We start from the raw sequence: 25,387 nt of genomic DNA, 5'->3' as shown, positions 1-25,387 counted from the left end.
TCCTAAAAGCCGCGTTCTTGAATATAAGTAACGACCTCATCGACATAATTTTTACATAACTCATCCGTTTTCGCTTCTACCATGACCCTGATGAGTGGTTCTGTTCCGCTTGGCCGAACTAAGATCCGGCCATCCGAATCGAGTTTCTTGTTGATGGATGCGATCAATTCCTTTAAGCCTGGATCATTGAGAACTTCATTTTTATCCTTGACTTCGACATTTTTCAAAAGCTGCGGATAGATGAACAAGCCTTCCGAAAGCTCTTGCAGGCTCTTTCCGGTTTTTTTCATGACTTCCAAAAGCTTCAATGCCGTCAGCAATCCATCGCCTGTGACCGCGTTTTCATAAAAGATGATATGACCGGATTGTTCTCCACCTAAATAATAATCATTTTTCTGCATTTCTTCGAATACATATTTATCGCCAACCGCTGTCTGGATATAGTCGATCTTATTGGCATCCAGCGCTTTGTATAAGCCTAGATTCGCCATAACGGTTGTCACGACCATATTTTTATTGAGATGGTTGATCTCCTTTAGATATTTAGAACAAATGTAGAGCACATAATCTCCATTGATCAGATCTCCATCGCTGTTGACGGCGATCAGCCGGTCCGCATCCCCATCAAACGCCAAACCAATGTCATAGTCGTTTTCTTTCATGACCCGGACTAGCTCTTCTGGATGGGTCGATCCACATTTCAAATTGATATTGAGTCCATTAGGCGAATTGGCGATCGCCTCCACGGTGGCACCTAAAGAGGAAAGCGTTTCTACCGCGGTGCTCGTGGCCGAGCCATTGGCAAGATCGACCGCGATCTTCATCCCATTTAGATCTACAGGAACGATAGACTTGAGCCATGACATATAGATCTCTAGACCATCCGACCAATCAAAGTATTCGCCAATATGATCGCCTGTCGCTAAAGGAAGCTCGATTTCGTGATCGATATACTTCTCGATCTCCAATAAAACTTCTTCATCCATTTTTTGACCATTGTGATCGAACACTTTGATCCCGTTGTCATAATATGGATTGTGCGAAGCCGAAACCATGATTCCACAATCAAAACGGTCTTTGTTCACGAGATAGGAAACGGCTGGTGTTGGACAAGCACCCAGCAAATAAACATCGGCGCCTGTGCTCGTTGCTCCAGCAGCGAGGCCCGCTTCAAACATATCGCCCGATAAACGGGTATCTTTACCGACCAAGATCTTCGCTGGTCTATTTTTTCCATAATACCAGCCAAGATATTGACCGATCCGGATCGCCATATCCAATGTAAGATCTTCGTTGGCCTTACCTCTTACTCCATCGGTTCCAAAATATTTTCCCATATATTAATCTCCTTTATTGGCATCGTTTTGTTGTGTCTTCACTTTCACACTGACACGAATCGTTTTAGGATTCATTTCGACATCGACACGATTGCCGCTTGAATCATACGCCACTAGCGGCGCTTCGGTTTCAAAATCGCCGACTTGCCCTGTCGTATCGACGATCGCGTTGATCATTCGGATCGAATTCAATTTTTCTTGTGTCGCTTTGACCATGACGGTCTTTGTCATTGAATTCATGCTTTCAAAATCGCTTTCCTTTTGTCCGTTACCGACCATTAAGGATAGCTGGATCGGGAACGTCTTGTTCAATTTTGGGATCACATCCACATTGACGCTCGATGGATTCAACTCTACGGTCAATTGACTCGGAATATTGCTCGCCTGCAGCATGCAGACGTTTTTTCCGCTCGTAAAATCGCGCAGATCCGCGATCACGAGAGCCGAATTGGATTGATTCCGAAACGCTTGGATATCAGCCGGATCGCCTGTCAAGGTCATATCGACCGAGCTAGGCACGCCAGTGATCTCATATTTTTCTGTATCGGCCCTGACTTCGACACTCACACCTGGGACATTGAGCGTGGCCGCTTCCGAATTGAAAAATGTATAACGTAGATCATCGAAGCTGACTGAAACGCAAATCGCGATCGACGCGAGGAGCGAGACGATGATCGAACTCGTCTTGTGGTAGATGATGCGGTCGAAAAGCTTCGAAAATTTCGAAAAGATTATTCCGAATTCTTTCTGGACCCTCTCCCACCAGCTTTTCTTTTTCTCATCCATTGCGTCTGCCTCCATTCTGACTATAGAGATCTACGATTTCCATCGCTTTGACGCGTTCGTCTTCTTTTCGCGTGATCTCTTGCCTTTTGGAGCGATTGAGCGCGAAATTTCTTGCGGAACGGATCATCGGATCTAAAAGATTGGAACTTTCGGCTTCCGGAATGACAAGCTTGTTCATCAAGAGCCTCTGCAGTCCTTCCGGTTTGTATTGAGTCAGCTGTCCACGGATTGCCACAGAGATATTGCCTGTTTCTTCGCTAACGATGATCGTGATCGAATCGGTGATCTCGCTGATCCCGACAGCGGCTCGATGTCTTGCTCCATATTTGCTTGGAAGATCTTTTGTGGTTGGCGGAAAATAGGCGGCCGCGCACGCGATCTTGACCCCTTGAATGATCACGGCGCCATCATGCATCGGTGTTCCGTATTGAAAGATCGTCTTGATCAGTTCGCTGGATACTTCAGAATCCATTTTGATGCCTGTCTCGATATAGTCTTCAAGCGATTGCGATTGCTGGATCGTGATCAAGGCGCCTGTTTTTGTTTTCGACATCGCCGTGCACGCTTCAATAAGCTGATTGATCATATGCACGTATTCGCCTTCGGTCACGTTGTTGTTGAAGATCGTCGTTGTTTTCCCGACTTTTTCAAGCATCGATCGGATCTCTGGCTGAAAAAGGATCAAGACCGCAACGACTCCCCAATTCAAGAACGTATCGATCAAGGCGCTCAAAGCTTTCAGTCCTAGAAAAACCGCGACGATCTTGATCAAAAGGATCACAAGGATCCCTTTGAAAATTTGGATCGTCCGTGAATTATTGCGGATGATCCTTAGTCCTGAATAGATCAATGCCCATACGACTAGGATGTCGAGAAGCAGCTTCCCTAGAACCGCCAAATCTTGCATTGACATGAATGTGACATCCCCCTTTACTTTCTTTACATATTTTTTTGAATGAGCTCGCTGATCGAAGAAACCGTTTCGCTAGCCACTTCTTGCACTTCTTCTGGGGCTGTCGCGATCGCATACGAGTTTTCAACTTGCTCTAAAAGCGGGATATCGTTATAAGAATCCCCGATCGCGTAGATCGAATCGTCATCCACGGAAGAATATGTTAAAACAAAATCCATTCCGCTTCCTTTCGAGACGCCTTTAGGAACGATATCGACCACAAAATTATTCGGATAAGCCGTGATGGTCGAGCCGAAGAAATGGTTGATCTGATTGGCGAGCTCTAAAGCATCCATTTGGTTTCCCATGGAAATGACAAGCTGCGCGTATTGTCCTAGATCAAGCACTTTCTCTTCGCTTAAAGTCGGCTGCATCGAAGGATATCTATGCTCACTCACATTTGGATCGACCACGATCTTATAGCGCTGTTTGCCATCGTTGACCACATAAGATGCGACATCGGGAATTTCATGCATAGCGTACAAAATATCGACAGCGGTAATCGTATCTAAATAAGTCGCCATCAATTCTTTTCCAGAGCCATCATAGATCATGCCTCCATTGTTCGAAACGACATAATCCACGGGCAGATCATATCGATCCAATTGCTTTTTCAAGGATTCGTACGAACGTCCTGTGACGATCACAAATTCGTTTCCAGCCTCTTTCCAAGCTTTGATCGCTTCAAGATCTTCTTCCATGATTGTATCGCCATAATTCAAAGTCCCATCAAAATCACTCGCTAATAGTTTCATTTTAGTATCCTCTCTAAATTCCAATTAGTTTTATTTTATCACATAATGTTCTCAATAACAGGAAATGTTGCTGTCGGTCCGCGATTCGCAAGCTCCCATATATACGCCATTCTCTAAACGGAACAAGATCTGTCCTCGGCCAAAATGCGAATATTCTTCTTGAATCTTGACAAGATGTCCCCTTTGCTTTAGATCCTGGATCACATCGGGATCAAAATCGGTTTCCACTTCGAGTTCATTGTCTTTGAGCCACATCCACCTTGGAGCATCTAAGCTCTCTTGAATATCTAGGTGCTCGTCCAATAGATTCGTGATCACTTGCACATGGCCTTGGGGCTGCATATAGCCTCCCATCACGCCAAAAGGACCGATCGCTTTTCCAGCCTTACACAAAAATCCAGGAATGATCGTATGATACGTTCGTTTATTTGGACAAAGAAAATTGATCTCGTTTTCGTCTAGAGAAAAATCGGCGCCGCGGTTCTGCAAAGAAACTCCATCGACGACGATGCCGCTCCCGAACCCCATATAATTGGATTGGATCATCGAGACCATATTGCCTTCTCGATCTGCTGTACATAAATACACTGTGCCCGAGCCATAAGGACGGAGCCAATCGTCGCCTGCTTTTTCGAGCGAAATTCGGCTAGCCATTTCTTGGCCCACTTTTGCATCAATCAAAAGAGAAGGATCGATGTTCATCGCTTTTGGATCGCTTATATATCGTTTGGCGTAAGCGAAAGCTTGCTTGATCGCCTCAATACGAAGATGGGTATGCGGCAAATCCGGATTCTCTCCATCAAAACATGCCAAGGCATTGAGCGCCATCAAAGCCGTGATCCCTTGCCCATTGGGTGGCAGCTCATAAACTTGATATCCGCGATAATTGACAAAAAGCGGTTCGACCCATTCCACTTGATGTTGTTCTAGATCGCTTTCCCTCAAAAAGCCACCATATTTGATCGATTCTTCTTCGATGCGCTGGGCAAGCTGACCAGTATATAAGCTTTCGCCTCCACTTTTTGCGATCTTCTCGAGCGCGTCTGCGATTTGAGGAAGTTTAACGATCTTTCCTTCTTCCACTGGAAGATCAAACGTGGAGAACCATGCATCAAAGCAAGGCTCTTGCCAATTGCTTTTGGCGTTTTGGATCGCTTTCAACCATAAGCGGGCTGTTTCTTGCTGGAGAGGAAAACCATGCTTTGCCGCCTCGATCGCTGGAGCAAGCAATTTAGCGAAAGGAAGTTTTCCAAAGCGTTTGCTTAAAGCTTGCCAACCAGAAACAGCACCTGGCACCGTCACAGGCGTCCAGCCATACTTAGGCATCTGTAGATGATCTTGATGCTTATGCAACACTTTTTCTTTCGAGAGCAGAGCCGGTGATTTTCCTGAGGCGTTGAGTCCATAAAGTTTTTCATGGATCCATACGATCGCAAAACAATCCGAACCGAGTCCATTGGCTGTTGGTTCAACGACCGTAAGCATCGCCGCGGTCGCGATCGCAGCGTCGATGGCGTTTCCACCTTGCATAAGCATTTGCAGTCCGGCTTGGCTTGCGAGCACATTGCCAGTGATCACCATCCCATTTTTCGCATATAAAGGATGTCTTCGTGAGTTTTTTTGTATTTTCTTCATCATATTCTTCTTTCTTATTTCATTGTAGCAAACCTATGCTTTTTCTCTATAGGATGAAGAAGAAAAACGAGTCGACTTTCCTTTTTCTTCTTTTTCGAGCGCTTCGTATCTGAATGCGTGAGCCTTCCAGGTCGAAATGTTGGATTCTGCTTTATCTAAAGCAAACGCTTACATTTTAAAAAAATAATTTTTTCTTGTTTTTTACTTTACTTTCTTAAAATAAAGGTCTATTTTAAGGGTGTTCAAAGGAGGACACTCAAATGAAACAAAACAATATCAATGCTATGAAATCGGAAGAAATGATTCTTCGTTATATGAATTCGAGAACTTCGGACTTTGACTGGAGCGTGCCTTCAAGCATCACACCAGCCAATTCGAAAGCGAAAATGGGTTCCGTTCAAAAAGCGGTTCTTCATGAAGCGGGCGTCCTTCGCTAGTTCTCATGCTTGGCTCTCCTATTCGGGAGAGCTTTTTTAACATAAAAAAAGAGCTAACTCATAGCTCTTTAGGATCCGTTTGAAAGGATCGTAAAATATTCTTTTCATGCTCAAACGATTGGACCATTTCCAAAGTGCCGATATAGCAACCTTGATGATCGTATAAAGCTTGATAGACCACTTTGACTGGTCGTTCTGGATTGGGGATCCATCGTTCGACGCGATCGTTCTTTTTCGCTTTAAAAGTTTCTAGCATATCCTGGACAACAGGAATCAATTGTGGTGGATGGCAGTCAAAAACTTTCCTGTTCAGCGCGCTGTGCGGTCGAGAAAACACTTTCCCTTCATTGGTAAAAAATCGAAGCTGGTCGTTTTCATCGATGAAGGTCAGATCGATCGGCAAATATTGAAAGATCTCAACGAGCTGTAAAAGAGAAAGTTCGCCATTAGGCAAGCTGATCTTGATCGATTCTGGCGTATACGCGTGTTCTTTTTTCCACTCTTCTCCTTGCTCCCAAACAGGGACATCCTCTAACCACGCATATCCGAATTCTTGAATGTCGGCGTATGTTTCTAGCCAGTCTTCCGGTTTCATATGGTCGATCGCCAAAGGAAATAAAATCTTTTCTTCTTTGAAGACCATTTCTTTCATACGATCTAATAAAGCCTGGATCGTATGAGGATCGAAAGCTTTCGTCCTTAAGATCTTCGAGAGCTCTTTCAAGATCTCATCATCAACACCCCACATGACTTGACTAGGTCCTTCGATTCCCGCCGCATATAAATAAGGCATGATCAACTCTTCTTTTTTTCCATAATGCTTTTTGAGCTGCTTGAGATCAAGCAACTTTTTTTCGATCTCTTCGCTCTTGTCAAGTTCAAGAGCGTTATTGAGAGCTTTGATCCGCTTCAACAATTCGAGATTCTCATCTTTTAAGATCTGGATCAAGTATGGTGTCCGGACGCGTTCTTCTTCTCTATAGACTTCAGCTTCTGTCTTGCCATGAAATAAAGCGGAGTGCAAGTCGCACAATCGCTGGACTTCTTGTACAGCGGTGCCTTTGGCGATCAGCTGTTTTTCCGCATCGATAATATCATGGACCGAAACGCTTTGGAACCGGTCGACAAAATCTTGACGTACGGCCTGCAAATCTTCTCCATCTTGTAGTCTTTTGATCATTGAATATAAAGCTTTTGTTTTATCTTCCATTTATTCTCCTTCTTTCCACAGCAGCACGCTGAATTTGATCTTTGAATCCGTTTTGATCGCATGCAGTTGATCCTTTTGGAAAGCGAAGTTGTCTCCTTGATGGATCGCGAAAGATTTTCCTAAATAAAAAAACGTCCCTTCTCCTTCTAACACGCTGATCAATCCATTCATAGGCGCTGTATGGGCCGGAAGCTCTCCATGGTCGATTCCAACAAGAAGCAATTTCATCGCTTCTCCATCGATCACGAGTTTTTTAACAGCTTTCCCTTCTTCAAGCTGAATTTGTTTGGCAAGAGAAAAAACCTCGCCAGTTTTATACGTTTTCATATTTGTTTCCTCCTTGATTAGACATGTATAATCTAGTACATTGTAAGCGTAATTTCGGTGGTATTTACCACAAAAGGAGGAAATTCTTGAACTATTGGCTACCCATTTTCCGACAATCGCCATTATTTGCTTCTTGCGATGATTTACAAATCGAATCGTGTTTAAAGGCGTTGGATCACTCGATCAAGTCCTATAAGAAAAACGAGACGATCTTTATGGAAGGAGCGAAGATCGAACAAATTGGCCTCGTTCTGAAAGGAACGGTACGAATCGAATCCGTCGATTATGAAGGCGCTGTCCATTTATATACTGTTGTTGAACCTTCCTTTTGTTTTGGGGAGACGTATGCTTTTTTAGGAAAAAAACTAAAAGTTAGTGCTATCGCCAACACAGATTGTTTTATTTTTTTGTTTAGCATAAAAAACCTGCCGCCTTGTATTCTAGAAAATTTGTTGCGCATCGCTTTGCTTAAAAACGAAATCCTTTCCGAACGAATCGAACACGCATCTAAAAAAACGATCCGAAAAAAAGTCCTCTCATATTTATCCGCCCAAAAAAAAGAAGGTTGGTTCACGATTCCTTTCAATCGAGAACAGATGGCTAGTTATCTCAATGTTGAACGGAGCGCTCTTTCTAAAGAACTTGGAAAAATGAAAAAAGAAGGCTTGATCAATTTTCATCGCAATCGATTTTGCCTCCTCAAAAAAAAGATACAGAACTAAACGCCTGTATCTTTTTTTGTGCTTTATGAATTAGTCTTCCAATAAAGAGAATTGGGATTTGTCTACGCCACAAATTGGGCAAACGAAATCAGCTGGTACATCCGCCCATACTGTTCCAGCTTCAATACCCCCTTCAGGATATCCTGCTGCTTCGTCATAGATCCATCCACAAACATCGCATACATATTTTGCCATACGTAATATCTCCTTTTCTAGATGCGTCTTAAAGGCGCTTTCTTTGATCAGTCCTAGTATGTCACATTTTTTTTACAGTTTACAATTTGATGCTCTTAAGGATCTTTAAATACAACTTTACACCTTCTTCTAAGATCGACTCTTCAAAATCGAAATGGGCATTGTGGAGCGGGATCCCGGTTCCAGTCCCCAGAAAGAAGAAGACCCCTGGCACTTCTTGCTGATAATACGCGAAATCTTCGCTGATCATTTCCGGTTCTTTCAAAAGCTTGATTTGAGGATCGATCGCGCAAACCTTTTCGACAAGCGTTCCATCATTGATCACCGCAGGATAGCCTAAAGAAAACTCAAGATCGATCTTCGCTTGGTACTTTCGTTCAAGATATTCGGCGATCCGATGCATATTTTTTCTTAACTCCCAATAGATCTCATCTTGAAAAGCGCGAAGCGTTCCCTCCATGCGGGCTTTGCTGGCGACAACATTGCGGACTGTGCCTGATTCTAGTTTTCCAAACCGGAGCAGCCTATAAATATCCGGATGGTAGCTTTTTTCCATCTCGTAACACTTCAGCAAATAACGAGCGCTGATCTCCATCGCGTCGATCCCTTCTTTATATTTCGCGATATGCGAGGACTTTCCTTCAATATCGACATTGACTTCGGAAGAGCGGGCCATCATCTCGTTTTTTCGAGTCGCCACTTCTCCTTTTGGCAGCATAGGCCATAAATGCGTCCCAAAGATCGCCGCCACTTTTTTTTCCTCCAAGATCTTTGTCTCGCAAATCAAGCGTGCTCCTCCTGGCGATTCTTCTCCAGGCTGGAAAATCAACAGCACATTATAAGGAAGCGAAGTATAGATCTCGTTGAGCTGTTGCGCGAATTCAAGCAAGATCGACATATGTCCATCATGACCACACGCATGCATACAGCCTTCCCTACGGCTTTTGAAGTCGTGATCCGTCGCTTCCTTTACAGGTAAACCATCCATATCGCTCCGAAAGGCGATCGTCTTTTCTTTGCCTGCGTCAAAATAGGCAGCCACACTGTAAGGGATCGGTGAAGAAATCGAGCAAGACAACGGTTTAAGCTGTTTTAAAAGATACTGATACGTCAATGGCAGTTCCAATTCTAATTCTGGGATCTTATGAAGATCCCGACGATATTTAGTGATTCTCTCGTACATACTATTCATCCTTTTTTTCTTCTTCGATTCTATCAAAGTATTTTCCATTTTACAGCAATTTCAGATCGTTTTCATTTTTTTCAATCCGTGACTTGTATTTTCAAAAAGTGGATGCTAGAATTAAGAACAATGATAGAGGCGCAGAAAAGACCGTGATAATTCGAGCAGGCATGCATTGGAGAGTTTGATCGAGCGATTTTGCCGAACTGTTTTTTTAGGCATAAAAAAACGGTGGGCCAGCGGAGAACATCTTCTGGACTGTCTACCTTGGTAGGAGTGCTATCTCATTGTCTTGTCGATTTATTCAGGCCAGCAGGGATCATTCCTGCTGGCTTTTTAACAAGGAGCTGAACAAAAGTATGATACAAACCAAAAACAACCAGCTTTATATCGAGGGGCTCTCGTTTAAAGATCTAGCAGACCAATACGGAACCCCACTCTACATTTATGATCAAGCCGCTCTCGAGAAACGGATGGAAACATACTACAACACATTTACTTCTCCACTTTTTGAAACAAAGGTCTTATACGCGTCTAAAGCTTTTTTATGCAAAGCGATGGTTAAACTCGCCCAAAAACATTCTTTATGCCTGGATGTCGTCTCAGGCGGGGAGCTTTATATCGCAAAACAAGCCGGATTCAATATGGATCGTGTGTATTTTCATGGTAACAACAAAACCGAGGCGGAACTAAGACAAGCCATCGACTATGGAGTCCATACGATCGTTCTCGACAATCTCGATGAAGCAAAACGCCTTGTCCGATTGTCGCAAAATTCAACAAAACCGATCCACGCCTTGCTTCGGATCAACCCAGGTATCGAAGCACACACCCACGCCTATATCGTGACGGCTCATATCGATTCCAAATTCGGTATCCTCAAAAGCGAAATCGATACGATCGAGACGATCATTCAAACGTGCGATGAAGCGGACAATGTGATCTTTGATGGCTTCCATGCCCATATCGGTTCACAGATCTTCGATCCCAAAGCGTTTATCGCGGAAATCGAAACGATGGCTGAGTTCATCGCCACATTGCAGAAGAAAATGGAACGCACGTTTTCTGTTCTTGATCTTGGTGGCGGATTTGCCGCCTATTATACCCAAGAAGACGCGCCGATCCCGATCGAGACGATCTGCCCTTTGATCGTGAATACATGTGAAGCGATGCAAGAAAAATATAGTCTATCGCTTAAGGAAATCTTGATCGAACCAGGGCGAAGCATCGTGGCAGAAGCGGGCTATTCGCTCTACACGATCGGAAGCATAAAAAAAACGCCCCATAAACAGTACGCCTTTGTGGATGGCGGAATGAGCGACAACATCCGCCCAGCCCTCTACCAAGCCGCCTATCGAAGCGATCTCGTTGAAAAAATGGACCAAGAAAAAAAAGAAACGTATTGTATCGCAGGAAAATGTTGCGAATCAGGCGATATCTTGATCGAACGCGCTTCTCTTCCCCTAGCGGAAGAAAACGATCTGCTTGTCGTTTATACGACAGGAGCGTATGGATATTCTATGGCTTCCAACTACAACGCTTTATGTATACCCGCCATCGTTTTTGTGAAAGATGGCCAATCAAAGCTTGTTGTAAGACGACAATGTTTCGAGGATTTGATCGAAAAAGACATGGAGGATCCAGTATGAACGTGCTTCCCTACACAAAATATCACGGTTGCGGCAACGATTTCGTGATCGTTCACGAAAGCTGGATCGATCAAAACAAAATCGACGCCTCATGGATCGAAGCGATCTGCGATCGCCATACAGGGATCGGCGCTGATGGGTTCATTATCGTCAAAGAGCATCCCCTAGAAATGATCTACTACAACCAGGACGGTTCTCGTGCGCCCATGTGCGGCAATGGGATCCGATGCTTTTCTCAATTTTGTCTAGACGAGCATATTATAGACACCCCTTCTTTTTCCGTCCAAACCCTTGCGGGTGAAAAGGTCGTTTATGTTCAAGACGACGGACGCTTTCAAGTCGATCTTGGTCTGCCCGATCTAGAGCCAGCAAAATGCGCGCTCAAAGCACCGATCTGGAACTACGACTATAAAGGGCTTCGATTGTACACTTTGTTCATGTCGACGATCCATACAGTCGTTTTCGTAGATGACGCGTTTATGGACATTGAAAAGATCGGCCAAGAAATCTGCGAATCTTCGCTTTTTCCGGAACAAACGAATGTCAACTTCGTACAGATCGTAGACGATCGCCATTTACGGGTACAGACCTATGAGCGAGGATGCGGTGTGACGCTTGCTTGCGGTACAGGCGTATGCGCAAGCGCCTATGTCGCTTATCAAGAAAAAGGATGCCAGAACAAATTGAACGTGACGATGAAAAAAGGAAGTCTGGACATCGAGATCGATGAAAACGGACGTGTATGGATGCGAGGTCCAGCTGTGAAAATCGCTAAAGGAGAGTATTATGAATCATAAAATGATCAAAGGATCGATCGTAGCCTTGATCACTCCATTCCATGAGGATGGCAGTGTGAATTTTGAAAAACTAAAAGAACTTGTGGAGTTTCAGATCGCTAACCATACCGACGGGATCCTCGTGCTAGGAACGACGGGTGAAAGCTCGACGATGTCTCATGAAGAAGATGATTCGGTCGTTGAATTTGTGATCAAGCAAGTCGACCATCGCGTGCCTGTGATCGTAGGAGCAGGAAGCAACAACACGGCAGTGATGAAGAAAAAATCGCTCGATTATGAAAAGATGGGCGCGGATCAGCTTCTCTTGATCTCTCCTTACTACAACAAGACGAATGAGCAAGGAATGATCGAGCATTTCAAGACGGTCGCGGATGCCGTCAATATTCCGATCATCCTCTACAACATTCCAGGAAGAACGGGATGCTCGATCTCGGAATCCGCCATCAAAGTCTTATCCCAACATCCAAATATCAAAGGGATCAAAGAAGCGAGCGGCAACTTATCGTACGCGATGAATATTTCTCGGTATTTAAATGATGATTTCGTCATGTATTCTGGAAATGACGATATCATCACGCCGATGCTTTCGATCGGCGCTAGCGGCGTGATCAGCGTCCTTTCTAATATCTTGCCGCAAGAAACCCACGATCTTGTTCAAGCGTATCTAGAGGGTGATCCGGCTCGCTCCTTAGCCCTCCAGCAAAAATATCTCGATGTGATCCATGCCCTTTTCATGGAAGTCAATCCGATCCCGGTCAAAGAAGCCTTGAACTTAATGGGTAAAAACGTAGGCGGCTATCGACTTCCTTTGACGAAAATGAGCGAATCAAATCGCGAAAAGCTCTCTCAGGCATTGAAAGAGGCAGGTGTTTTATGAACATCTTGATCGTAGGCAAAGGAAAAATGGGGCAGCTGATCGACGCCAAAGCCAAAGCGCTAGGCTTGACTTCTTTTGGCTGTTGCGACGTGCTTGATCCTTCCTTGCTTCAACAAAAAAAAGAAGACATCGATGTGATCTTGGATTTTTCGCATCCTGACAATTTGATGTGGATCTTGAAGGAGATTGAAGGGACTTCGATCGCTTTGGTGGAGGGAACGACCGGACTACAAGAAGAACAGCTAGAAGCGCTCAAAGCCGCTTCGAAGAACAATCCGATCTTCTACGCAACCAACTACTCGTATGGGATCGCTCTCTTTCATAAGCTGCTCAAAGAAGTCGTGCCGCTTTTAAAGGATAGCTTTGATATCGAGATCGTGGAAACCCATCACAATCAAAAAGTAGACGCGCCAAGTGGCACGGCGCTTTCTCTCTTGGAAAGTATCGATCCTGATCATGAATTTGAACATATCTTTGGTCGGCAAGGAAATGTAGGGGCGCGGAAAAAAGAAATCGGGATCCACGCTTTGCGAGGAGGCACGATCGCCGGGATCCATGAAGTAGATTTTTTTGGAGAAGACGAGGTGCTAGAAATCAAGCATACCGCCACTTCCCGTCAAATCTTTGTGAATGGAGCGATCAAAGCAGCTTTATTCATCGCGAACAAGCCGAATGGCTTATATTCTATGGACGATTTATTGAAAGGAGAACTGCATGGACGCAGCTGAAATCATACAACGAATTCAAACATCAAAAAAGAAGACCCCGGTCAAAGTCTATATCAAAGGAGGAGAAAACATTCACTTTCCGAACGCGAAAGTCTTTGGAAACGTCGTGATCGGCGATTGGGAAGACATCGAGCCTGTGCTTCGTTCCCATTTGCTCAGTGTGGAAGACTACTATATTGAAACGAGTGCGCGTCATTCAGCGATCCCGCTTTTAGATATCAAAAACCTGCATGCGCGCATTGAACCAGGAGCGATCATCCGGGATGATGTCGAGATTGGAGACCAGGCGATCATTATGATGGGAGCCATCATCAATATTGGCGCTGTGATCGGCGAAGGAACGATGATCGATATGGGCGCGATCTTAGGCGGACGAGCGATTGTCGGCAACCATTGCCATATTGGGGCTGGAGCCGTTCTAGCTGGCGTGGTCGAACCCGCCAGCGCGACTCCTGTCTGCATCGAAGACAATGTGATGATCGGCGCCAACGCGGTCGTGATCGAAGGTGTTCGGGTTGGCGAAAACGCAGTTGTAGCAGCTGGCGCGGTCGTGATCGAGGATGTTCCGGCGAACTGCGTAGTCGCTGGCTGTCCGGCTAAGATCATCAAAGAAAAAGATGAAAAAGCGACAAGCAAAACGGCTCTCGTGGACGCGCTCAGAAGCATTGAATAAAAAGAAAGAACGAAAAGCTCAGATCCGAGCTTTTCGTTCTTTTTTAATAGTCATAATCTTTCGTTTTTGTTGGCGTGAAAGTGGGATCCTCTCTTTGTTCATCAGCTCGACCTCGTCTTTGTACCAAGCGGTAATATGTTTGGCATTGACAAGATAGGAGACGTGAACGCGCAAAAAGCCATAAGGAGCGAATTCTTTTTCGAGATCGGACATGTTGATCCGCTTTTGAAATTCTCCTTTTTTGGTATGGAAGTGGACCATTTTTTCGATCTTTTCTAAATAGTAGATGCTTTCGAATGGCAAATTGACATGCACTCCATTGTAAGAAAGAGCGTATACATCCCCTTGCGAGCTTTGTTTCAAAAGGATCGGCGCTAAGATCTCCAATTCTTTGGATAAGTTGTTTTTATCGATATAAAACATCCGTTCCCGCTGATCGTCTCCTTTTGTGATCCGCGAATCTTCGCAAATATAGACGAACAAGGCGTTGGGATTATCGTGAACAAAGACGCTTTCCAATCGCGGAGTCTTGAACATCTCATCAAAGATAAAGATTTGAAAATCTTCTTCCTTCATCGCTTTCGCTAGATCGCTCGCCTTCCAAAAATGGCGAAATGTCCAATCGATGTTCGAAAAGAGCTTTCCGATTTGAAAAATGATGTCTTTTGTTTCTTTTTCGTATTCCAAAACAGCGATTCGTATCATAATTCTGATTCCAATTTTATACTTCTTTCCACTTATTATTATACGGCTTGAAAAAAAACATGCAATGAAGAATGAAAACGCATTCACAAAAAAAACTGCAGAACAAAATCCGCAGTTTCTTTATTCTACTTTCTCACGCCAGAACACGGCTCCAAGAGAGCGTAATTTATTGTCTAAATTGTCATACCCGCGATCGATATGATAGACATCGTGGATCTCGGTGATCCCCTCAGCCATCAATCCAGCTACGACCAGCGCAGCGCCACACCTTAGATCGGTCGCCACAACGCTCGTTCCAGAAAGCTTGGTCTTTCCATTCACGAAGCCGCTAGGCGTTCTAACATCAATATCAGCGCCCATTTTATTCAATTCATAACAATGCTTGAAGCGTTCTGTATAGATCGTTTCGGTCACAACCGACTGCCCAGCAGCTTGGGTCAGAAGCGCTGTGAATGGCTGCTGCGCATCGGTTGCGAATCCAGGATAGGGTTTAGTCAAGATTTCGGTCGGTTTGAGCTCTTGGTTTCTTCCAAAGATCTCAACGAAATCGGGTCCGACTTTCATATTGATCCCGATCTCTTCGAGCTTCATCAAGATCGCTTCCAAGTGTTGCGGAATCACGTTTTCAATGATCATATCGTCCGCCATCGCAGCTGCCATGATAATATAAGTCGCCGCCTCGATACGGTCTGGAATGATCTCGTGATTGCATCCGCTCGTTTTTAATTCACCAACACCATCGATCACTAGTGTGCTCGTTCCCATGCCATGGATCTTTGCGCCCATTTTATTGAGAAGCGTGGCGATGTCGATGATCTCCGGCTCGCGCGCCGCGTTTTCGATGACCGTTCTTCCTTTCGCATAGACAGCCGCCATCATAATATTGATCGTGGCTCCTACGCTTGAAATATCCAAAAAGATCCGATTGCCGATCAATTCATCCGCATGCAGGATATAGCACCCATTTTCGTAGGTGATCGAAGCGCCAAGCGCCTCGAAGCCTTTTAAATGCAGATCGATCGGCCGCGGCCCTAAATAACACCCGCCTGGCATCTTGATTTCCGCATGGCCAAATTTTCCTAGAAGAGCACCCATAAAGTAATAGCTGGCCCTTAGTTTAGAGACCGCATTGGAAACCATCGGGATATTGTTCATTTTCGTTGGATCTATATATAAAGTTTCTTCATCGATTTGTTCGACATAAACATTAAGTTCTCTGAGTAATTCCATCAAAGACTTCACATCGGAAATGTTCGGCACGCCATAAATCGTAATGGGAGCGTTTCCCAAAACGCAAGCTGGGATCAAGGCCACAGTGGAGTTTTTCGATCCGCTGATCCGAACTGTTCCGTGTAAACGATGTCCGCCTTCGATTTTTATGACTTCTTCCATCGTTGTACCTCCTGATTCCAACCCATTATAAACTATCAGGCTAATAGACGCAAAAATTATTTCTTGAGGTACTTATCCATCCAATTCGTGATTTCTTCTAATCGCTTGATTCGATCATGTGGACGGCCAGAACGCGAAAGCTCGTGGTTTTCTTGATGGAACATGCACATTCTCGCTTCGATATCGTTTTGCAGCAGCGCGTTGAGCATCTGCAGCCCTTCTGAAAGTGGACAACGATAATCTTCGTCCGAATGGATGAACAATGTTGGGGTCTTGGCTTGTTTGGCGTATTGAAGCGGCGAATGGAACCAAAGCTTTTCAAGATCATCCTCGATCGTGGTGCCTTGTTGATCTTTTGTGAACTCAGGCCCAATGTCGCTCGTGTTGTAGAAGGAGATCCAATTCGAAATACTTCTTTGGCTCGCCGCGGCTTTGAACTTGTTGGTATGGCCGATGATCCAATTGGTCATAAAGCCTCCATAGCTACCTCCTGTCACGCCTAAACGTTCTGGATCGATTTGCAGGATCTGGTCGAGTACAGTATCGACGAACAAAAGAATATCTTCGTAATCGATCGTTCCATATTTTCCACGAATATCCGCGAACGCGTCGTCTTTTCCATCCGATCCATGCGGATTGCAGAAAAAGACAAAATAACCTCTCGATGTCCACACTTGCATTTCATGATAAAACACCGTTCCGTAGACGGTTTTGGGTCCACCATGAATGTCGAGAATGCCCGGATATGATTTGTCTGGATCAAAGTCGATCGGATACAAAACGTAGCCAACTTGTTCTTTGCCTTCAAAGTCTTTGTACTGGATCCTTCTAGGCACGGAAACGTGGGAGTCGAGCGCATTGAACGAAGAACACGGAAGCAGAGCGTCTTCTCCTTTCAAGCAATAGAGTTCTTGAAGCGCTCCTTCTTTGGCTCCAATGAAATAGAGGCTGTTTTCCACAAAACCAAAAGCATGGATCGTTCCATCCATCGCGTACACTTTATGGAAGCCATCTTGGTATCGATAGAGCTCGACATGATCGTCTTTTGTGCTTGTAAAATAAAGGATATCGTCGTGGATCGCTAACAAATTTCCAGGCACGCTAGCCATATCGGTCCCGACTGTATTTCCGAGTGAATATCCCCATTTTTCTAGAAAATGGCATCCGTCCTCGTCAATAATATAGAGATCTGGATTTTGGTTCAAACCATATTCTGCGCCGGTGCTCGCAAAGACATAGATTCCTTTTGAAAATGGGATAAAGTCTTGGATCATCAATGTATTCGGCTCTACAAGTGTCGTCCATTTTTTCAAGCTTGGCTGGTAGGCGTATAGTCCTGGCTTATAGCTGAATTTATGCTTGACTTCTTCTTTGAGGACATAGATCGTGTCGTGATCGATCTTGATCATCGAAATATCGGTTAGCTTTTCTGTGATCGTCTCCCATTGTCCATTCCGGTATAAAACAAGATGGTGTCTTTTTTTATTCGTAATGCCTTTTCCATTGCGATAAAACGGTGTCTCGTCCAAAACTTCGTAATCGGATCCTGTTTTTTCTTCTTCATCTTCTTGCAGAAAAACGATCGTATGGTCGACCAAATAGCCAACGAGCTGTGTTTTTGGATGATCGATTTCCAAGATTTCCATCGCTTCTCCGCCATCAAGCGAGATCTCATACAAAGCGCAACGATCTTTTTTCATTGAACGGTTGGATATAAAGCCGATCGTGTTTGGATCTTTGTAAGCGAAGTTGGATTCTTTTTTAAAACTCGTGAGCTGGCGTGGCTGCTCAAACGAGGCGCGGTAATCATAGAGCACTTGCTCATAGGTATTCTCTTCTTCGCTGCAGTTCGCTTTGACAAAGATGAGAGAATTGGCGCTCGTTTTCATATTTCCTAAAAAAGTATAAGAATATAAATCGTTGATTGTTGTTGGTTTCACTTTTTTCTCCTAAAAAAAGGTGGTTTCCCACCTTTTATGATTCATGTTTACGCTTTGTCTGCTGAACCGAAGAAGTTTACTACGTAATCTTCTACTAAAGCTTGGATCGCGTCAGCGCCTGGTTTCAAAAGTTTACGAGGATCGTATCCTTTTGGTTTGTCGATTCCGCCATCTTCAATATATTTCTTAGTCGCGTCTGCGAATACGATTTGGCATTCTGTATTGACATTGACTTTCGATACACCAAGCGTGATCGCTTCTTTGACCATTTCTTGAGGGATTCCGCTTCCACCATGAAGAACGAGAGGTTTTCCGTTCGTCTTTTGTTGGATCTCTTCTAGAACATCAAAGTTCAAACCTTGCCAGTCTGCTGGATATTTACCATGGATGTTACCGATACCAGCAGCTAAGAAGTCTACGCCAAGATCTGCGACAGCCGCGCATTCGTTTGGATCCGCAACTTCACCAGCTGAAACGACACCGTCTTCCTCTCCGCCGATTCCGCCAACTTCACATTCGATCGAAATTCCTTTTGAATGAGCAAGCTCGATCAATTCTTTTGATTTCGCGATATTTTCTTCGATTGGATAATGAGATCCATCAAACATGATGCTCGAGAATCCAGCTTCGATCGCTTTTTTCGCACCTTCATAAGTTCCATGGTCTAGATGAACCGCAACTGGAACCGTGATGTTGTAGAAATCCATGATGTTGTTGACCATATCCACCGCGTTTTTATATCCGCACATGTATTTGGCAGCACCTTCCGATACACCTAGGATCACTGGGGATTTTTTCGCTTCACATCCTAGAAGGATCGCTTTGATCCATTCCATATTGTTAATGTTGAATTGAGCGATCGCATAATGCCCTTCATGAGCCTTATTGATCATTTCAGTAGCAGATACTAACATTACTCTATTTCCTCCTTTAAGTAATCAATGTAGTCAAGCATATTTTACTCCATTCCCAATGATTTGAAAAGGTTAAAATGAAAACGCTAATGTATTCATGAAAATCTTACACTAGCGTCGAGAATCACCGATCAATTGACAAGGAAGGCTCGCGCTTTTGATCCGTTCCATAAAGCGCTGCGAAGCCACGCGACTATTGACCTCATTCAAGGAAGCGTACTGATCTTCCAGCTCTAGAAGCGTATAATTGGAGGAAAAATACGTCTTCAGATGGTTGTTCATTCGATATTCCAAGATGGGAAACAAGATCTCGTCCCTAGTCCAAGGCGAAATGCTTTCAGAGCCAATATCATCCGCGATCAGCACGTCGCAAAACTTCATCTTCGAGATCATCTGGTTTCGAAATTGGGAATCTTGGATGTTTTGCTTGATTTCTTGAATGCACGAAGGAATATGGACTAAAGAGATCGTCTTGCCTTCTTTCGCCATTCGATTCGCCACTGCCCATAATAAATACGTTTTCCCCGCTCCCGGCTTTCCATATAAATAAATTCCTTTTTCCGTGTCCAAAGAATCGATCAGAGCCATATACGATTGGGTATATTCATCCGATTCTTCCGTAAGATCGATTTTTTCAAAGTCGATCAAAAAATTGGAAGGACTGCCATAAAAGATCTTAAAGCGCTTTTGATGGCCATATTGTTTTTGCTTCATTTTCTCATATTTACACGGTTTATAGATATCGCATAAAAATCCTTGCTCATCGACATCGAGCGACTGGAATCGACCAGGGATCGGCTGTGCGCACATCTGGATTCCTTGACAGCCTTGACATTTCCGGATCGTTTCTGTATAAGCCGCAAACAGAGAGGCGTTTTTTTCCACGATATGAAGCGGCAAATTATGACTTTGAATGAATCGATGGACGAGAGGATCTTTTTTTAATTGTTCAATGAGCAAATAACGGGCGCGTTCTTGTTGTTCACTCAATTGAAATTGATTTTTTCGTAATCTTTGCATCGCATGCCTTCTTTCTTTTTAGGATGATGTTTTTTTCTGGAGACGCTGTAGTCGTTTTTCCAGTTCGGCTTTCGTGCTTTCTTGAAGCGGAGTGGCCTGCTGATTCTGATACCATTCTGGAAGTTCGCTTTGTCTAGAAGAGCGACTAGTCTTGTACGAGCGATGCGTCTTCTGTTTGTGGATCTGTTCGAGCGCTTTTTCTTTCGAGTCGATCTTCAAGCGCGACCACGTAGAGGCGACTTTTTCTACATAGGAGCGCTGCAAGTTTTGATTCGTGTTGTCGAGCACGTATTCGATCAGCAGGTTCACGACCTCGTTCGGGAACTCGTACGCAACACACAAATCCTTCAATAATTTTTGATCGGCTTGCGCAATTGGTCCGGCTTGTTTCATCTGCAAGAAATGGATCGGAGGCATCGCGTATTTGTCTTGTGTCGGCTTGATTTTGGGTGTGGCGCGCTGAATCTGATTTTCCAAAGTTTCCGGGCTAAATTCATGGGTAAACGGGTCGACGCTTCTTTGTAAGTAGATCTTCATCTCTTTGGCATCGATCCCATAGACGTTGGCGAGTGTCGCGATCGTCTGCAGGTTTTGGGTAGTCCGCAAACGCGGCGGAAAGATTCGACGCATGCCTTCAAGCAGCGTGTCAAAATCGAAAGCGTATTGGACGCGTTGCTCTTCTTTTCTAGGAAGGATCGAAGCCAACATCGCTTCTTTATCATCATTCCAAGCTAAAAGCCTGGAAGGGTCGAACTGCTTCGAGATATTGACCATTCCTTGAGTGGAAGCTTCTTCCTTTTTTTGAAACATGCGATTGAGCTGTTCATATTTCGCGGATCCGAGCACCTCGAGCAGCAAACGGCCAAATGTGTTGTCTCTCAAAAAATCATTCGCTTTTTTGGGAGGATAGATTTCAAAGCGATACGCTTTGCGGATCGGATCGGAATACGTCTGCAGCAACTGGAACTCTTCCAAGATCTGTCTAGCCTCTTCAAATTTCTTTTCTTTGAGTCCGGAAAACAAACAGAGTGATTCGAGAGTATAGTTCTCGTTGTGCTCGCTCAAAGCAAGCAGCGTTTCATACAATAGATAGGCGCCTTTATCGATCAATGGATAATACAATAAGATGAGCACCGAGCGATAGTCAGTATAAAAGGTGCCTTTGATTTGAATGCTCGCTTGTCCTTTCAAAGTGTGCCCTCCTCTTGACATGCCTTTTTGATCTGCTCGATCAGCTTTTCTTGGCTTCCCGTATTCCAAAACACCTTGTCGCTGTTGGATACTTTGTATTCGAGCGAAAATTGATTCTTGATTCGTTGTCTCGCTTCCATTTCTAAAAAACCTCTTCCCTCGACCAAACGCTTACAAGCGAGATCGTTCGGGATAGCCACGCACCAAACTTCGTCGAAGCGATCTTGAGCCCCGATCTCGAACAATAAAGGGATCTCAACAAAAAGAAGCGAAGATTTCTGCTCCTTTTCCCATCGATCGATCGCTTCGAAAATCAGTGGATGCAGGATCGATTCAACGCTTTGTTTTTTTTGGTGATCTTGAAACATTTGCGACGCCATATTTTGTTTATCGATCTTTCCATCCTGATCATAATGGATCCAAGAGAGCGTTCTGAGTCTTTTTTCTCCTTCATGGCCTGGCTGCAGCAGCTCGGCATTGACTTGATCGCAATCGAGGACAGGATAGATCGTTTTTAAATAGTGGCCTGCTGTTGATTTTCCTGAGCCGATCGTTCCGGTGATCGCGATCACTTTCGTTTTTGGCAATGCGGACATAAATACGTACTCCTTTGATTGACTTTGATCTTTTCGATCGTTCCTTTGCAGATAGGACACTCTTTGCCTTCTTGTTTATGGGCTTTGAGTTCGAGCTGAAAGCGGCCGCTCACGCCTAGAGAAGACGTGTAGGAGCGGATCGTTGTTCCTCCAGCTCGAGTAGCGCCTTGCAGGATCCGCTTGGTCTGGGCTACGATTTCATCGCAATCGTGTTCATCAAGATGATTGGCTGGTGTTCTAGGATCGAGACGAGAGGCGAACAAGATCTCGTCGGCATAGATATTTCCTATTCCCGCCATGATCGATTGATCAAGCAGGACGAATTTGATTTCTCGCTTGATCTTGCGCGTCTTTTCATACAATTCATGGCCACTCATTTCCAGATAATCTTTACCGATCTTTTGAAAGCATGGCAAGCTTGCTTTGTCTTGGGTTTTAGGATACAAATACATCCGTCCAAACTTTCGAGTATCGTGATAACACAAATAGCGGCCATCAGCTAAAGTAAAGATCGCGTGGATGTGCTTGTCCTTTGGCTCTGGGATGGCATCCATCAAATAAAATTTTCCTTCCATCCGCAAATGGCAGATCCAGTCGTAATCCTGGGTTTCGAAGCCTAGATATTTGCCGATCCGAAAAAAGGATTCGATCGATTGGCCTTTGAGCGATTTGCACATCGTTTCCGCTTCCATGTTGGCGGAAAGTTTTTCGTGATAGATCTTGGCTTTTAGGATCTTGACCCCTTTGATTTGATGTTCCAAGGTCGACAGGACAGTTTGTACTTCTGGTGCTTCTGGCATTATTTGGCCTCATACCAATTTTGGCCATACGAGATCCCGGCTTTTAATGGCACGTTGAGCTGCATCGCTTCATCCATCGTCTTTTGAACGAGAGCGATGATTTCTTCCACTTCATGATCGGGGGCGACAAAGATGAGTTCATCGTGGATCTGCAAAAGCATTTTTGTATCATAACCTAGAGAATTGATCGCCTCATACGTTTTGATCATGGCGATCTTGATCAGGTCGGCGGCGCTTCCTTGGATCGGAGCGTTCATCGCCGCCCGTTTACCGAACTCTTTGGTCATAAAGTTTTTGTCATGGATTTCAGGGATGGCGCGGCGACGATGCAGCATCGTTTCTACATAACCGTTCTCTTCGCAGAACTCGATCGTTTGGTCCATAAAACGATGGATGTTTGGATACGATGCAAAATAGGTGCGCATGAATTTTTTCGCTTCTTGACGGCTGATATGCAACGTTTGAGAGAGTCCAAATTCTGTTTGGCCATAGATGATACCGAAATTCACCGTTTTTGCGATCCGTCGCTCGTGTTCGTCGACTTCATCAGGCGAGACGTCAAAGAGTTCAGACGCTGTTTTTGTATGGATGTCGATATCGTGCTTGAAGGCGTCGATCATATTGTATTCATTCGCCATGTGGGCGAGCATTCTCAATTCGATCTGGGAATAGTCGGCGGAGATGAGTTTATATCCTTTGGGTGCAACGAATGCTTTGCGGATTTCTTTTCCTTCTTCGTCTTTGATCGATATGTTCTGCAAATTTGGATCGGATGATGACAAACGTCCTGTCGCTGTCACGGTTTGATTGAAGGTCGTGAAGATCTTTCCGTTATGAATATATTTTTTCAGGCCGATAATATAGGTCGACATGATTTTTGAATACTTTTTATATTCGAGGATCTGATCGATGATCGGATGATCTTCTTTTAGTTTTTCTAAGATATCCGCGGCTGTGGAGCGTTTCTTTCCTGTCTTCAATTTGAGTTCATCAAACAAGACAACCGCGAGCTGCTTTGGCGAGTCGACATTGAATTCATGGCCAGCAAAGCTGTAGATCGTTTCGAGAAGCGCATCCATTTTTTGTTGGTAGTCTTGTCGTATTTCTTCGAGCTTGTTTTCGTCGACGTCGATTCCTTCGTTTTCCATCGAGTACAAGATCTTGCTGAGCGGAAGTTCGACATCGTAATAAAGTTCTTTCATATTTTCTTCTTCGATCGAAGCGAGGATCGAGCTTTTTTTATGAGCCAAAGGAACGATGATCGAAGCGATCTCTTGTTTCATTCTTTCTTCGGAAAAACCGCCTAAGCTTTTTTTGGATAGATCTTTCCATGGTTCGTGGAGCGGGATCTCTAAAGCTTCAAACAAATCGTCCATATTGGTGGCTTGGCTATACAATAAAAAGCCAGCTAGATGCAAATCGTCTTGAATGTGGGGGATCGTAAAACCGTAGCGGTCAAAAAGATGCATCGCATTTTTTGCCCGATAGGTCGTCAACTTTACCGTTTTTAGCCATTGGATGAAGGCTTCGTCATTGCTGGCATCCTTGAGCGGCAAATAGTAAGCGGATTCGTTTTCGCAAAACATAAAGCCATAGAGCGTTTGTTCTAAGAAAGCCTCATCGCTTGCGACAGGGATCATCAAGGTTGGGATTTCTTTTAATTGCCCGATCGAATCGATCGTATGGGTCTCGATCGTCTTAGGGACTTCAACGACTTTTTCGCGTTCTAAAAGCGATTTCATTTCGTATTTTTTATAGAAGTTTTCTCCTTCATGGTGATGATAAGTGAGATCATCGAGAGAGAATGGAAGCTTCATTTCTGTAAAGATCGTAGCGAGCTCTTTGGATAAGAAGGCGGACTCTTTTCCATCGATCAGCTTTTCTCTCATTTTGCCTTTGATTTCGTCGATATGTTCATAAACGCCTTCTACGCTTTCGTATTGATGGAGTAGTTTTAAGGCTGTTTTTTCTCCAACACCTTTGACGCCGGGGATATTATCGGAAGCGTCGCCCATCAATCCTTTGAGGTCGATGATCTGGCGAGGCTTGAGGTCATATTTTTCCTGGAGCGCCGCTTCATCCATGAGGTCCATTTCCGTGATTCCTTTTTTCATGAGCAATACGTTGGTGCTTTTGTCGACGAGTTGCAAAAGGTCGCGGTCGCTTGTCAAAATAGTGGTCGAAATGTCCGGGTTTTCTTCGCACATCGATCCGATGATGTCATCGGCTTCATAGCCTTCTTCTTCATATCGAGGGATCTGGATCTCATCGAGATATTCGCGCACGATCGGCATCTGAACGATCAGATCCTCGTCCAATTCTTTTCGTGTTCCTTTATAGTCTTCATAGCTTTCGTGTCTGAACGTTTTCTTTCCAGCGTCCCATGCCACCAAGATCGCATCAGGATGGATCAGGTGGATCGCTTTTTGCATCATGGAGATGAATCCGAAGACCGCATTGGTAGGGATGCCTGTGCTTGTAGACATTCTTCGTGTATAGGCGGTGGCATAATAGGCGCGGAACAGCATCGAATTGCCATCGATCAATAGTAATTTTTTCATAAAAG

The 25,387-nt window shown here is 44.4% G+C and carries 25 protein-coding genes and 1 riboswitch; of the genes, 7 read left to right on the top strand and 18 right to left on the bottom strand.

What is annotated here, in order from left to right; translation table 11 throughout:
* Positions 1-2 precede the first annotated feature (2 nt).
* The 5 genes from glmM to BO225_RS09130 are packed head-to-tail and all read right to left on the bottom strand — an operon-like array spanning position 3 to position 5,465.
* Complete coding sequence (gene glmM, locus BO225_RS09150; RefSeq protein ID WP_076341931.1) at positions 3-1,337, bottom strand: phosphoglucosamine mutase; 1,335 nt, start codon at positions 1,335-1,337, stop codon at positions 3-5.
* 3 nt (positions 1,338-1,340) lie between these two features.
* Entirely contained in the window at positions 1,341-2,123 is a 783-nt protein-coding gene (locus BO225_RS09145) for a CdaR family protein (RefSeq protein ID WP_158023826.1), read from the bottom strand.
* Positions 2,116-3,036 (bottom strand): diadenylate cyclase CdaA, encoded by a 921-nt coding sequence (cdaA, locus tag BO225_RS09140; RefSeq protein WP_076341929.1) that lies wholly within the window; start codon positions 3,034-3,036, stop codon positions 2,116-2,118. Before cdaA ends, BO225_RS09145 begins: the two co-directional genes overlap by 8 nt.
* A gap of 26 nt (positions 3,037-3,062) precedes the next feature.
* A complete protein-coding gene (locus tag BO225_RS09135) occupies positions 3,063-3,830 on the bottom strand; it encodes a Cof-type HAD-IIB family hydrolase (RefSeq protein WP_076341928.1) in 768 nt (255 codons plus the stop codon).
* 51 nt (positions 3,831-3,881) lie between these two features.
* A complete protein-coding gene (locus tag BO225_RS09130; protein ID WP_076341927.1) occupies positions 3,882-5,465 on the bottom strand; it encodes a gamma-glutamyltransferase family protein in 1,584 nt (527 codons plus the stop codon).
* Between the two features lie 260 nt (positions 5,466-5,725).
* Here BO225_RS09130 and BO225_RS12410 point away from each other — a divergent pair, with 260 nt between their 5' ends.
* Positions 5,726-5,902: a hypothetical protein gene (locus tag BO225_RS12410; protein ID WP_158023825.1), complete on the top strand. Its 177-nt coding sequence runs from the start codon at positions 5,726-5,728 to the stop codon at positions 5,900-5,902.
* Positions 5,903-5,960: 58 nt separating this feature from the next.
* On the opposite strand, the gene BO225_RS09125 is transcribed toward BO225_RS12410, so the two are convergent.
* Together BO225_RS09125 and BO225_RS09120 are read right to left on the bottom strand one after the other, a co-directional pair.
* Positions 5,961-7,112 carry a DUF438 domain-containing protein gene (locus BO225_RS09125; RefSeq protein ID WP_076341926.1) on the bottom strand — a complete coding sequence of 384 codons (1,152 nt, stop codon included), beginning with the start codon at positions 7,110-7,112 and terminating at the stop codon, positions 5,961-5,963.
* On the bottom strand, positions 7,113-7,439 hold the full coding sequence (locus BO225_RS09120) for a cupin domain-containing protein (protein WP_076341925.1): 327 nt from the start codon (positions 7,437-7,439) through the stop codon (positions 7,113-7,115).
* Positions 7,440-7,525: 86 nt separating this feature from the next.
* Here BO225_RS09120 and BO225_RS09115 point away from each other — a divergent pair, with 86 nt between their 5' ends.
* Positions 7,526-8,161 carry a Crp/Fnr family transcriptional regulator gene (locus BO225_RS09115; protein ID WP_158023824.1) on the top strand — a complete coding sequence of 212 codons (636 nt, stop codon included), beginning with the start codon at positions 7,526-7,528 and terminating at the stop codon, positions 8,159-8,161.
* A 30-nt stretch (positions 8,162-8,191) separates the two neighbouring features.
* Here the strand turns inward: BO225_RS09115 and BO225_RS09110 are convergent, their stop codons facing one another.
* Complete coding sequence (locus BO225_RS09110; RefSeq protein WP_076341924.1) at positions 8,192-8,356, bottom strand: rubredoxin; 165 nt, start codon at positions 8,354-8,356, stop codon at positions 8,192-8,194.
* Positions 8,357-8,435: 79 nt separating this feature from the next.
* Positions 8,436-9,539 (bottom strand): M20 metallopeptidase family protein, encoded by a 1,104-nt coding sequence (locus BO225_RS09105; RefSeq protein ID WP_076341923.1) that lies wholly within the window; start codon positions 9,537-9,539, stop codon positions 8,436-8,438.
* Positions 9,540-9,664: 125 nt separating this feature from the next.
* Positions 9,665-9,829: riboswitch (Lysine riboswitch) on the top strand.
* A gap of 69 nt (positions 9,830-9,898) precedes the next feature.
* Between BO225_RS09105 and lysA the strand changes: the two genes are divergently transcribed.
* From lysA to dapD, 5 genes are read left to right on the top strand one after another with little or no spacing between them, the layout of a single operon-like run.
* Positions 9,899-11,188, top strand: a complete 1,290-nt coding sequence (lysA, locus tag BO225_RS09100; RefSeq protein WP_076341922.1) for a diaminopimelate decarboxylase — start codon at positions 9,899-9,901, stop codon at positions 11,186-11,188.
* Positions 11,185-11,985 (top strand): diaminopimelate epimerase, encoded by an 801-nt coding sequence (gene dapF, locus BO225_RS09095; protein WP_233120319.1) that lies wholly within the window; start codon positions 11,185-11,187, stop codon positions 11,983-11,985. Before lysA ends, dapF begins: the two co-directional genes overlap by 4 nt.
* Positions 11,975-12,862: a 4-hydroxy-tetrahydrodipicolinate synthase gene (gene dapA, locus BO225_RS09090; RefSeq protein WP_076341921.1), complete on the top strand. Its 888-nt coding sequence runs from the start codon at positions 11,975-11,977 to the stop codon at positions 12,860-12,862. Before dapF ends, dapA begins: the two co-directional genes overlap by 11 nt.
* Positions 12,859-13,590, top strand: coding sequence for a 4-hydroxy-tetrahydrodipicolinate reductase (dapB, locus tag BO225_RS09085; RefSeq protein WP_076341920.1), 732 nt, complete (start codon positions 12,859-12,861; stop codon positions 13,588-13,590). Before dapA ends, dapB begins: the two co-directional genes overlap by 4 nt.
* Positions 13,577-14,263 (top strand): 2,3,4,5-tetrahydropyridine-2,6-dicarboxylate N-acetyltransferase, encoded by a 687-nt coding sequence (gene dapD, locus BO225_RS09080; RefSeq protein ID WP_076341919.1) that lies wholly within the window; start codon positions 13,577-13,579, stop codon positions 14,261-14,263. Before dapB ends, dapD begins: the two co-directional genes overlap by 14 nt.
* Before the next feature lie 18 nt (positions 14,264-14,281).
* On the opposite strand, the gene BO225_RS09075 is transcribed toward dapD, so the two are convergent.
* The 9 genes from BO225_RS09075 to polA all read right to left on the bottom strand — a co-directional run bounded on the left by BO225_RS09075 (position 14,282) and on the right by polA (position 25,382).
* Positions 14,282-14,968, bottom strand: coding sequence for a LytR/AlgR family response regulator transcription factor (locus BO225_RS09075; protein WP_076341918.1), 687 nt, complete (start codon positions 14,966-14,968; stop codon positions 14,282-14,284).
* Positions 14,969-15,088: 120 nt separating this feature from the next.
* On the bottom strand, positions 15,089-16,360 hold the full coding sequence (locus BO225_RS09070) for a UDP-N-acetylglucosamine 1-carboxyvinyltransferase (RefSeq protein ID WP_076341917.1): 1,272 nt from the start codon (positions 16,358-16,360) through the stop codon (positions 15,089-15,091).
* 56 nt (positions 16,361-16,416) lie between these two features.
* Positions 16,417-18,300 carry an alpha/beta hydrolase family protein gene (locus tag BO225_RS09065; RefSeq protein ID WP_076341916.1) on the bottom strand — a complete coding sequence of 628 codons (1,884 nt, stop codon included), beginning with the start codon at positions 18,298-18,300 and terminating at the stop codon, positions 16,417-16,419.
* 47 nt (positions 18,301-18,347) lie between these two features.
* Positions 18,348-19,214, bottom strand: coding sequence for a class II fructose-1,6-bisphosphate aldolase (gene fba / locus BO225_RS09060; protein ID WP_076341915.1), 867 nt, complete (start codon positions 19,212-19,214; stop codon positions 18,348-18,350).
* Positions 19,215-19,325: 111 nt separating this feature from the next.
* A complete protein-coding gene (locus BO225_RS09055) occupies positions 19,326-20,234 on the bottom strand; it encodes an ATP-binding protein (RefSeq protein ID WP_076341914.1) in 909 nt (302 codons plus the stop codon).
* Between the two features lie 18 nt (positions 20,235-20,252).
* Complete coding sequence (locus BO225_RS09050) at positions 20,253-21,425, bottom strand: DnaD domain protein (RefSeq protein WP_076341913.1); 1,173 nt, start codon at positions 21,423-21,425, stop codon at positions 20,253-20,255.
* A complete protein-coding gene (gene coaE, locus BO225_RS09045) occupies positions 21,422-22,021 on the bottom strand; it encodes a dephospho-CoA kinase (RefSeq protein WP_076341912.1) in 600 nt (199 codons plus the stop codon). The genes BO225_RS09050 and coaE overlap by 4 nt, the downstream gene beginning before the upstream one ends.
* Complete coding sequence (gene mutM / locus BO225_RS09040; protein ID WP_076341911.1) at positions 21,994-22,821, bottom strand: bifunctional DNA-formamidopyrimidine glycosylase/DNA-(apurinic or apyrimidinic site) lyase; 828 nt, start codon at positions 22,819-22,821, stop codon at positions 21,994-21,996. Before mutM ends, coaE begins: the two co-directional genes overlap by 28 nt.
* Entirely contained in the window at positions 22,821-25,382 is a 2,562-nt protein-coding gene (polA, locus tag BO225_RS09035) for a DNA polymerase I (protein WP_076341910.1), read from the bottom strand. Before polA ends, mutM begins: the two co-directional genes overlap by 1 nt.
* Between the last annotated feature and the right edge of the window lie 5 nt (positions 25,383-25,387).

The sequence above is a fragment of the Dubosiella newyorkensis genome, assembly GCF_001945605.1.
GTDB classification, from domain to species: domain Bacteria; phylum Bacillota_I; class Bacilli_A; order Erysipelotrichales; family Erysipelotrichaceae; genus Dubosiella; species Dubosiella newyorkensis.
The sequence above is the reverse complement of the archived record's forward strand: the minus strand, read 5'-3'. Positions and strand labels throughout refer to the sequence as shown.

Excerpts from the sequence above, each read along its gene's own strand:
- glmM (WP_076341931.1), bottom strand. The coding sequence starts at position 1,337 with ATGGGAAAATATTTTGGAACCGATGGAGTAAGAGGTAAGGCCAACGAA.
- BO225_RS09145 (WP_158023826.1), bottom strand. The coding sequence starts at position 2,123 with ATGGATGAGAAAAAGAAAAGCTGGTGGGAGAGGGTCCAGAAAGAATTC.
- cdaA (WP_076341929.1), bottom strand. The coding sequence starts at position 3,036 with ATGTCAATGCAAGATTTGGCGGTTCTAGGGAAGCTGCTTCTCGACATC.
- BO225_RS09135 (WP_076341928.1), bottom strand. The coding sequence starts at position 3,830 with ATGAAACTATTAGCGAGTGATTTTGATGGGACTTTGAATTATGGCGAT.
- BO225_RS09130 (WP_076341927.1), bottom strand. The coding sequence starts at position 5,465 with ATGAAGAAAATACAAAAAAACTCACGAAGACATCCTTTATATGCGAAA.
- BO225_RS12410 (WP_158023825.1), top strand. The coding sequence starts at position 5,726 with ATGAAACAAAACAATATCAATGCTATGAAATCGGAAGAAATGATTCTT.
- BO225_RS09125 (WP_076341926.1), bottom strand. The coding sequence starts at position 7,112 with ATGGAAGATAAAACAAAAGCTTTATATTCAATGATCAAAAGACTACAA.
- BO225_RS09120 (WP_076341925.1), bottom strand. The coding sequence starts at position 7,439 with ATGAAAACGTATAAAACTGGCGAGGTTTTTTCTCTTGCCAAACAAATT.
- BO225_RS09110 (WP_076341924.1), bottom strand. The coding sequence starts at position 8,356 with ATGGCAAAATATGTATGCGATGTTTGTGGATGGATCTATGACGAAGCA.
- BO225_RS09105 (WP_076341923.1), bottom strand. The coding sequence starts at position 9,539 with ATGTACGAGAGAATCACTAAATATCGTCGGGATCTTCATAAGATCCCA.
- lysA (WP_076341922.1), top strand. The coding sequence starts at position 9,899 with ATGATACAAACCAAAAACAACCAGCTTTATATCGAGGGGCTCTCGTTT.
- dapF (WP_233120319.1), top strand. The coding sequence starts at position 11,185 with ATGAACGTGCTTCCCTACACAAAATATCACGGTTGCGGCAACGATTTC.
- dapA (WP_076341921.1), top strand. The coding sequence starts at position 11,975 with ATGAATCATAAAATGATCAAAGGATCGATCGTAGCCTTGATCACTCCA.
- dapB (WP_076341920.1), top strand. The coding sequence starts at position 12,859 with ATGAACATCTTGATCGTAGGCAAAGGAAAAATGGGGCAGCTGATCGAC.
- dapD (WP_076341919.1), top strand. The coding sequence starts at position 13,577 with ATGGACGCAGCTGAAATCATACAACGAATTCAAACATCAAAAAAGAAG.
- BO225_RS09075 (WP_076341918.1), bottom strand. The coding sequence starts at position 14,968 with ATGATACGAATCGCTGTTTTGGAATACGAAAAAGAAACAAAAGACATC.
- BO225_RS09070 (WP_076341917.1), bottom strand. The coding sequence starts at position 16,360 with ATGGAAGAAGTCATAAAAATCGAAGGCGGACATCGTTTACACGGAACA.
- fba (WP_076341915.1), bottom strand. The coding sequence starts at position 19,214 with ATGTTAGTATCTGCTACTGAAATGATCAATAAGGCTCATGAAGGGCAT.
- BO225_RS09055 (WP_076341914.1), bottom strand. The coding sequence starts at position 20,234 with ATGCAAAGATTACGAAAAAATCAATTTCAATTGAGTGAACAACAAGAA.
- coaE (WP_076341912.1), bottom strand. The coding sequence starts at position 22,021 with ATGTCCGCATTGCCAAAAACGAAAGTGATCGCGATCACCGGAACGATC.
- mutM (WP_076341911.1), bottom strand. The coding sequence starts at position 22,821 with ATGCCAGAAGCACCAGAAGTACAAACTGTCCTGTCGACCTTGGAACAT.
- polA (WP_076341910.1), bottom strand. The coding sequence starts at position 25,382 with ATGAAAAAATTACTATTGATCGATGGCAATTCGATGCTGTTCCGCGCC.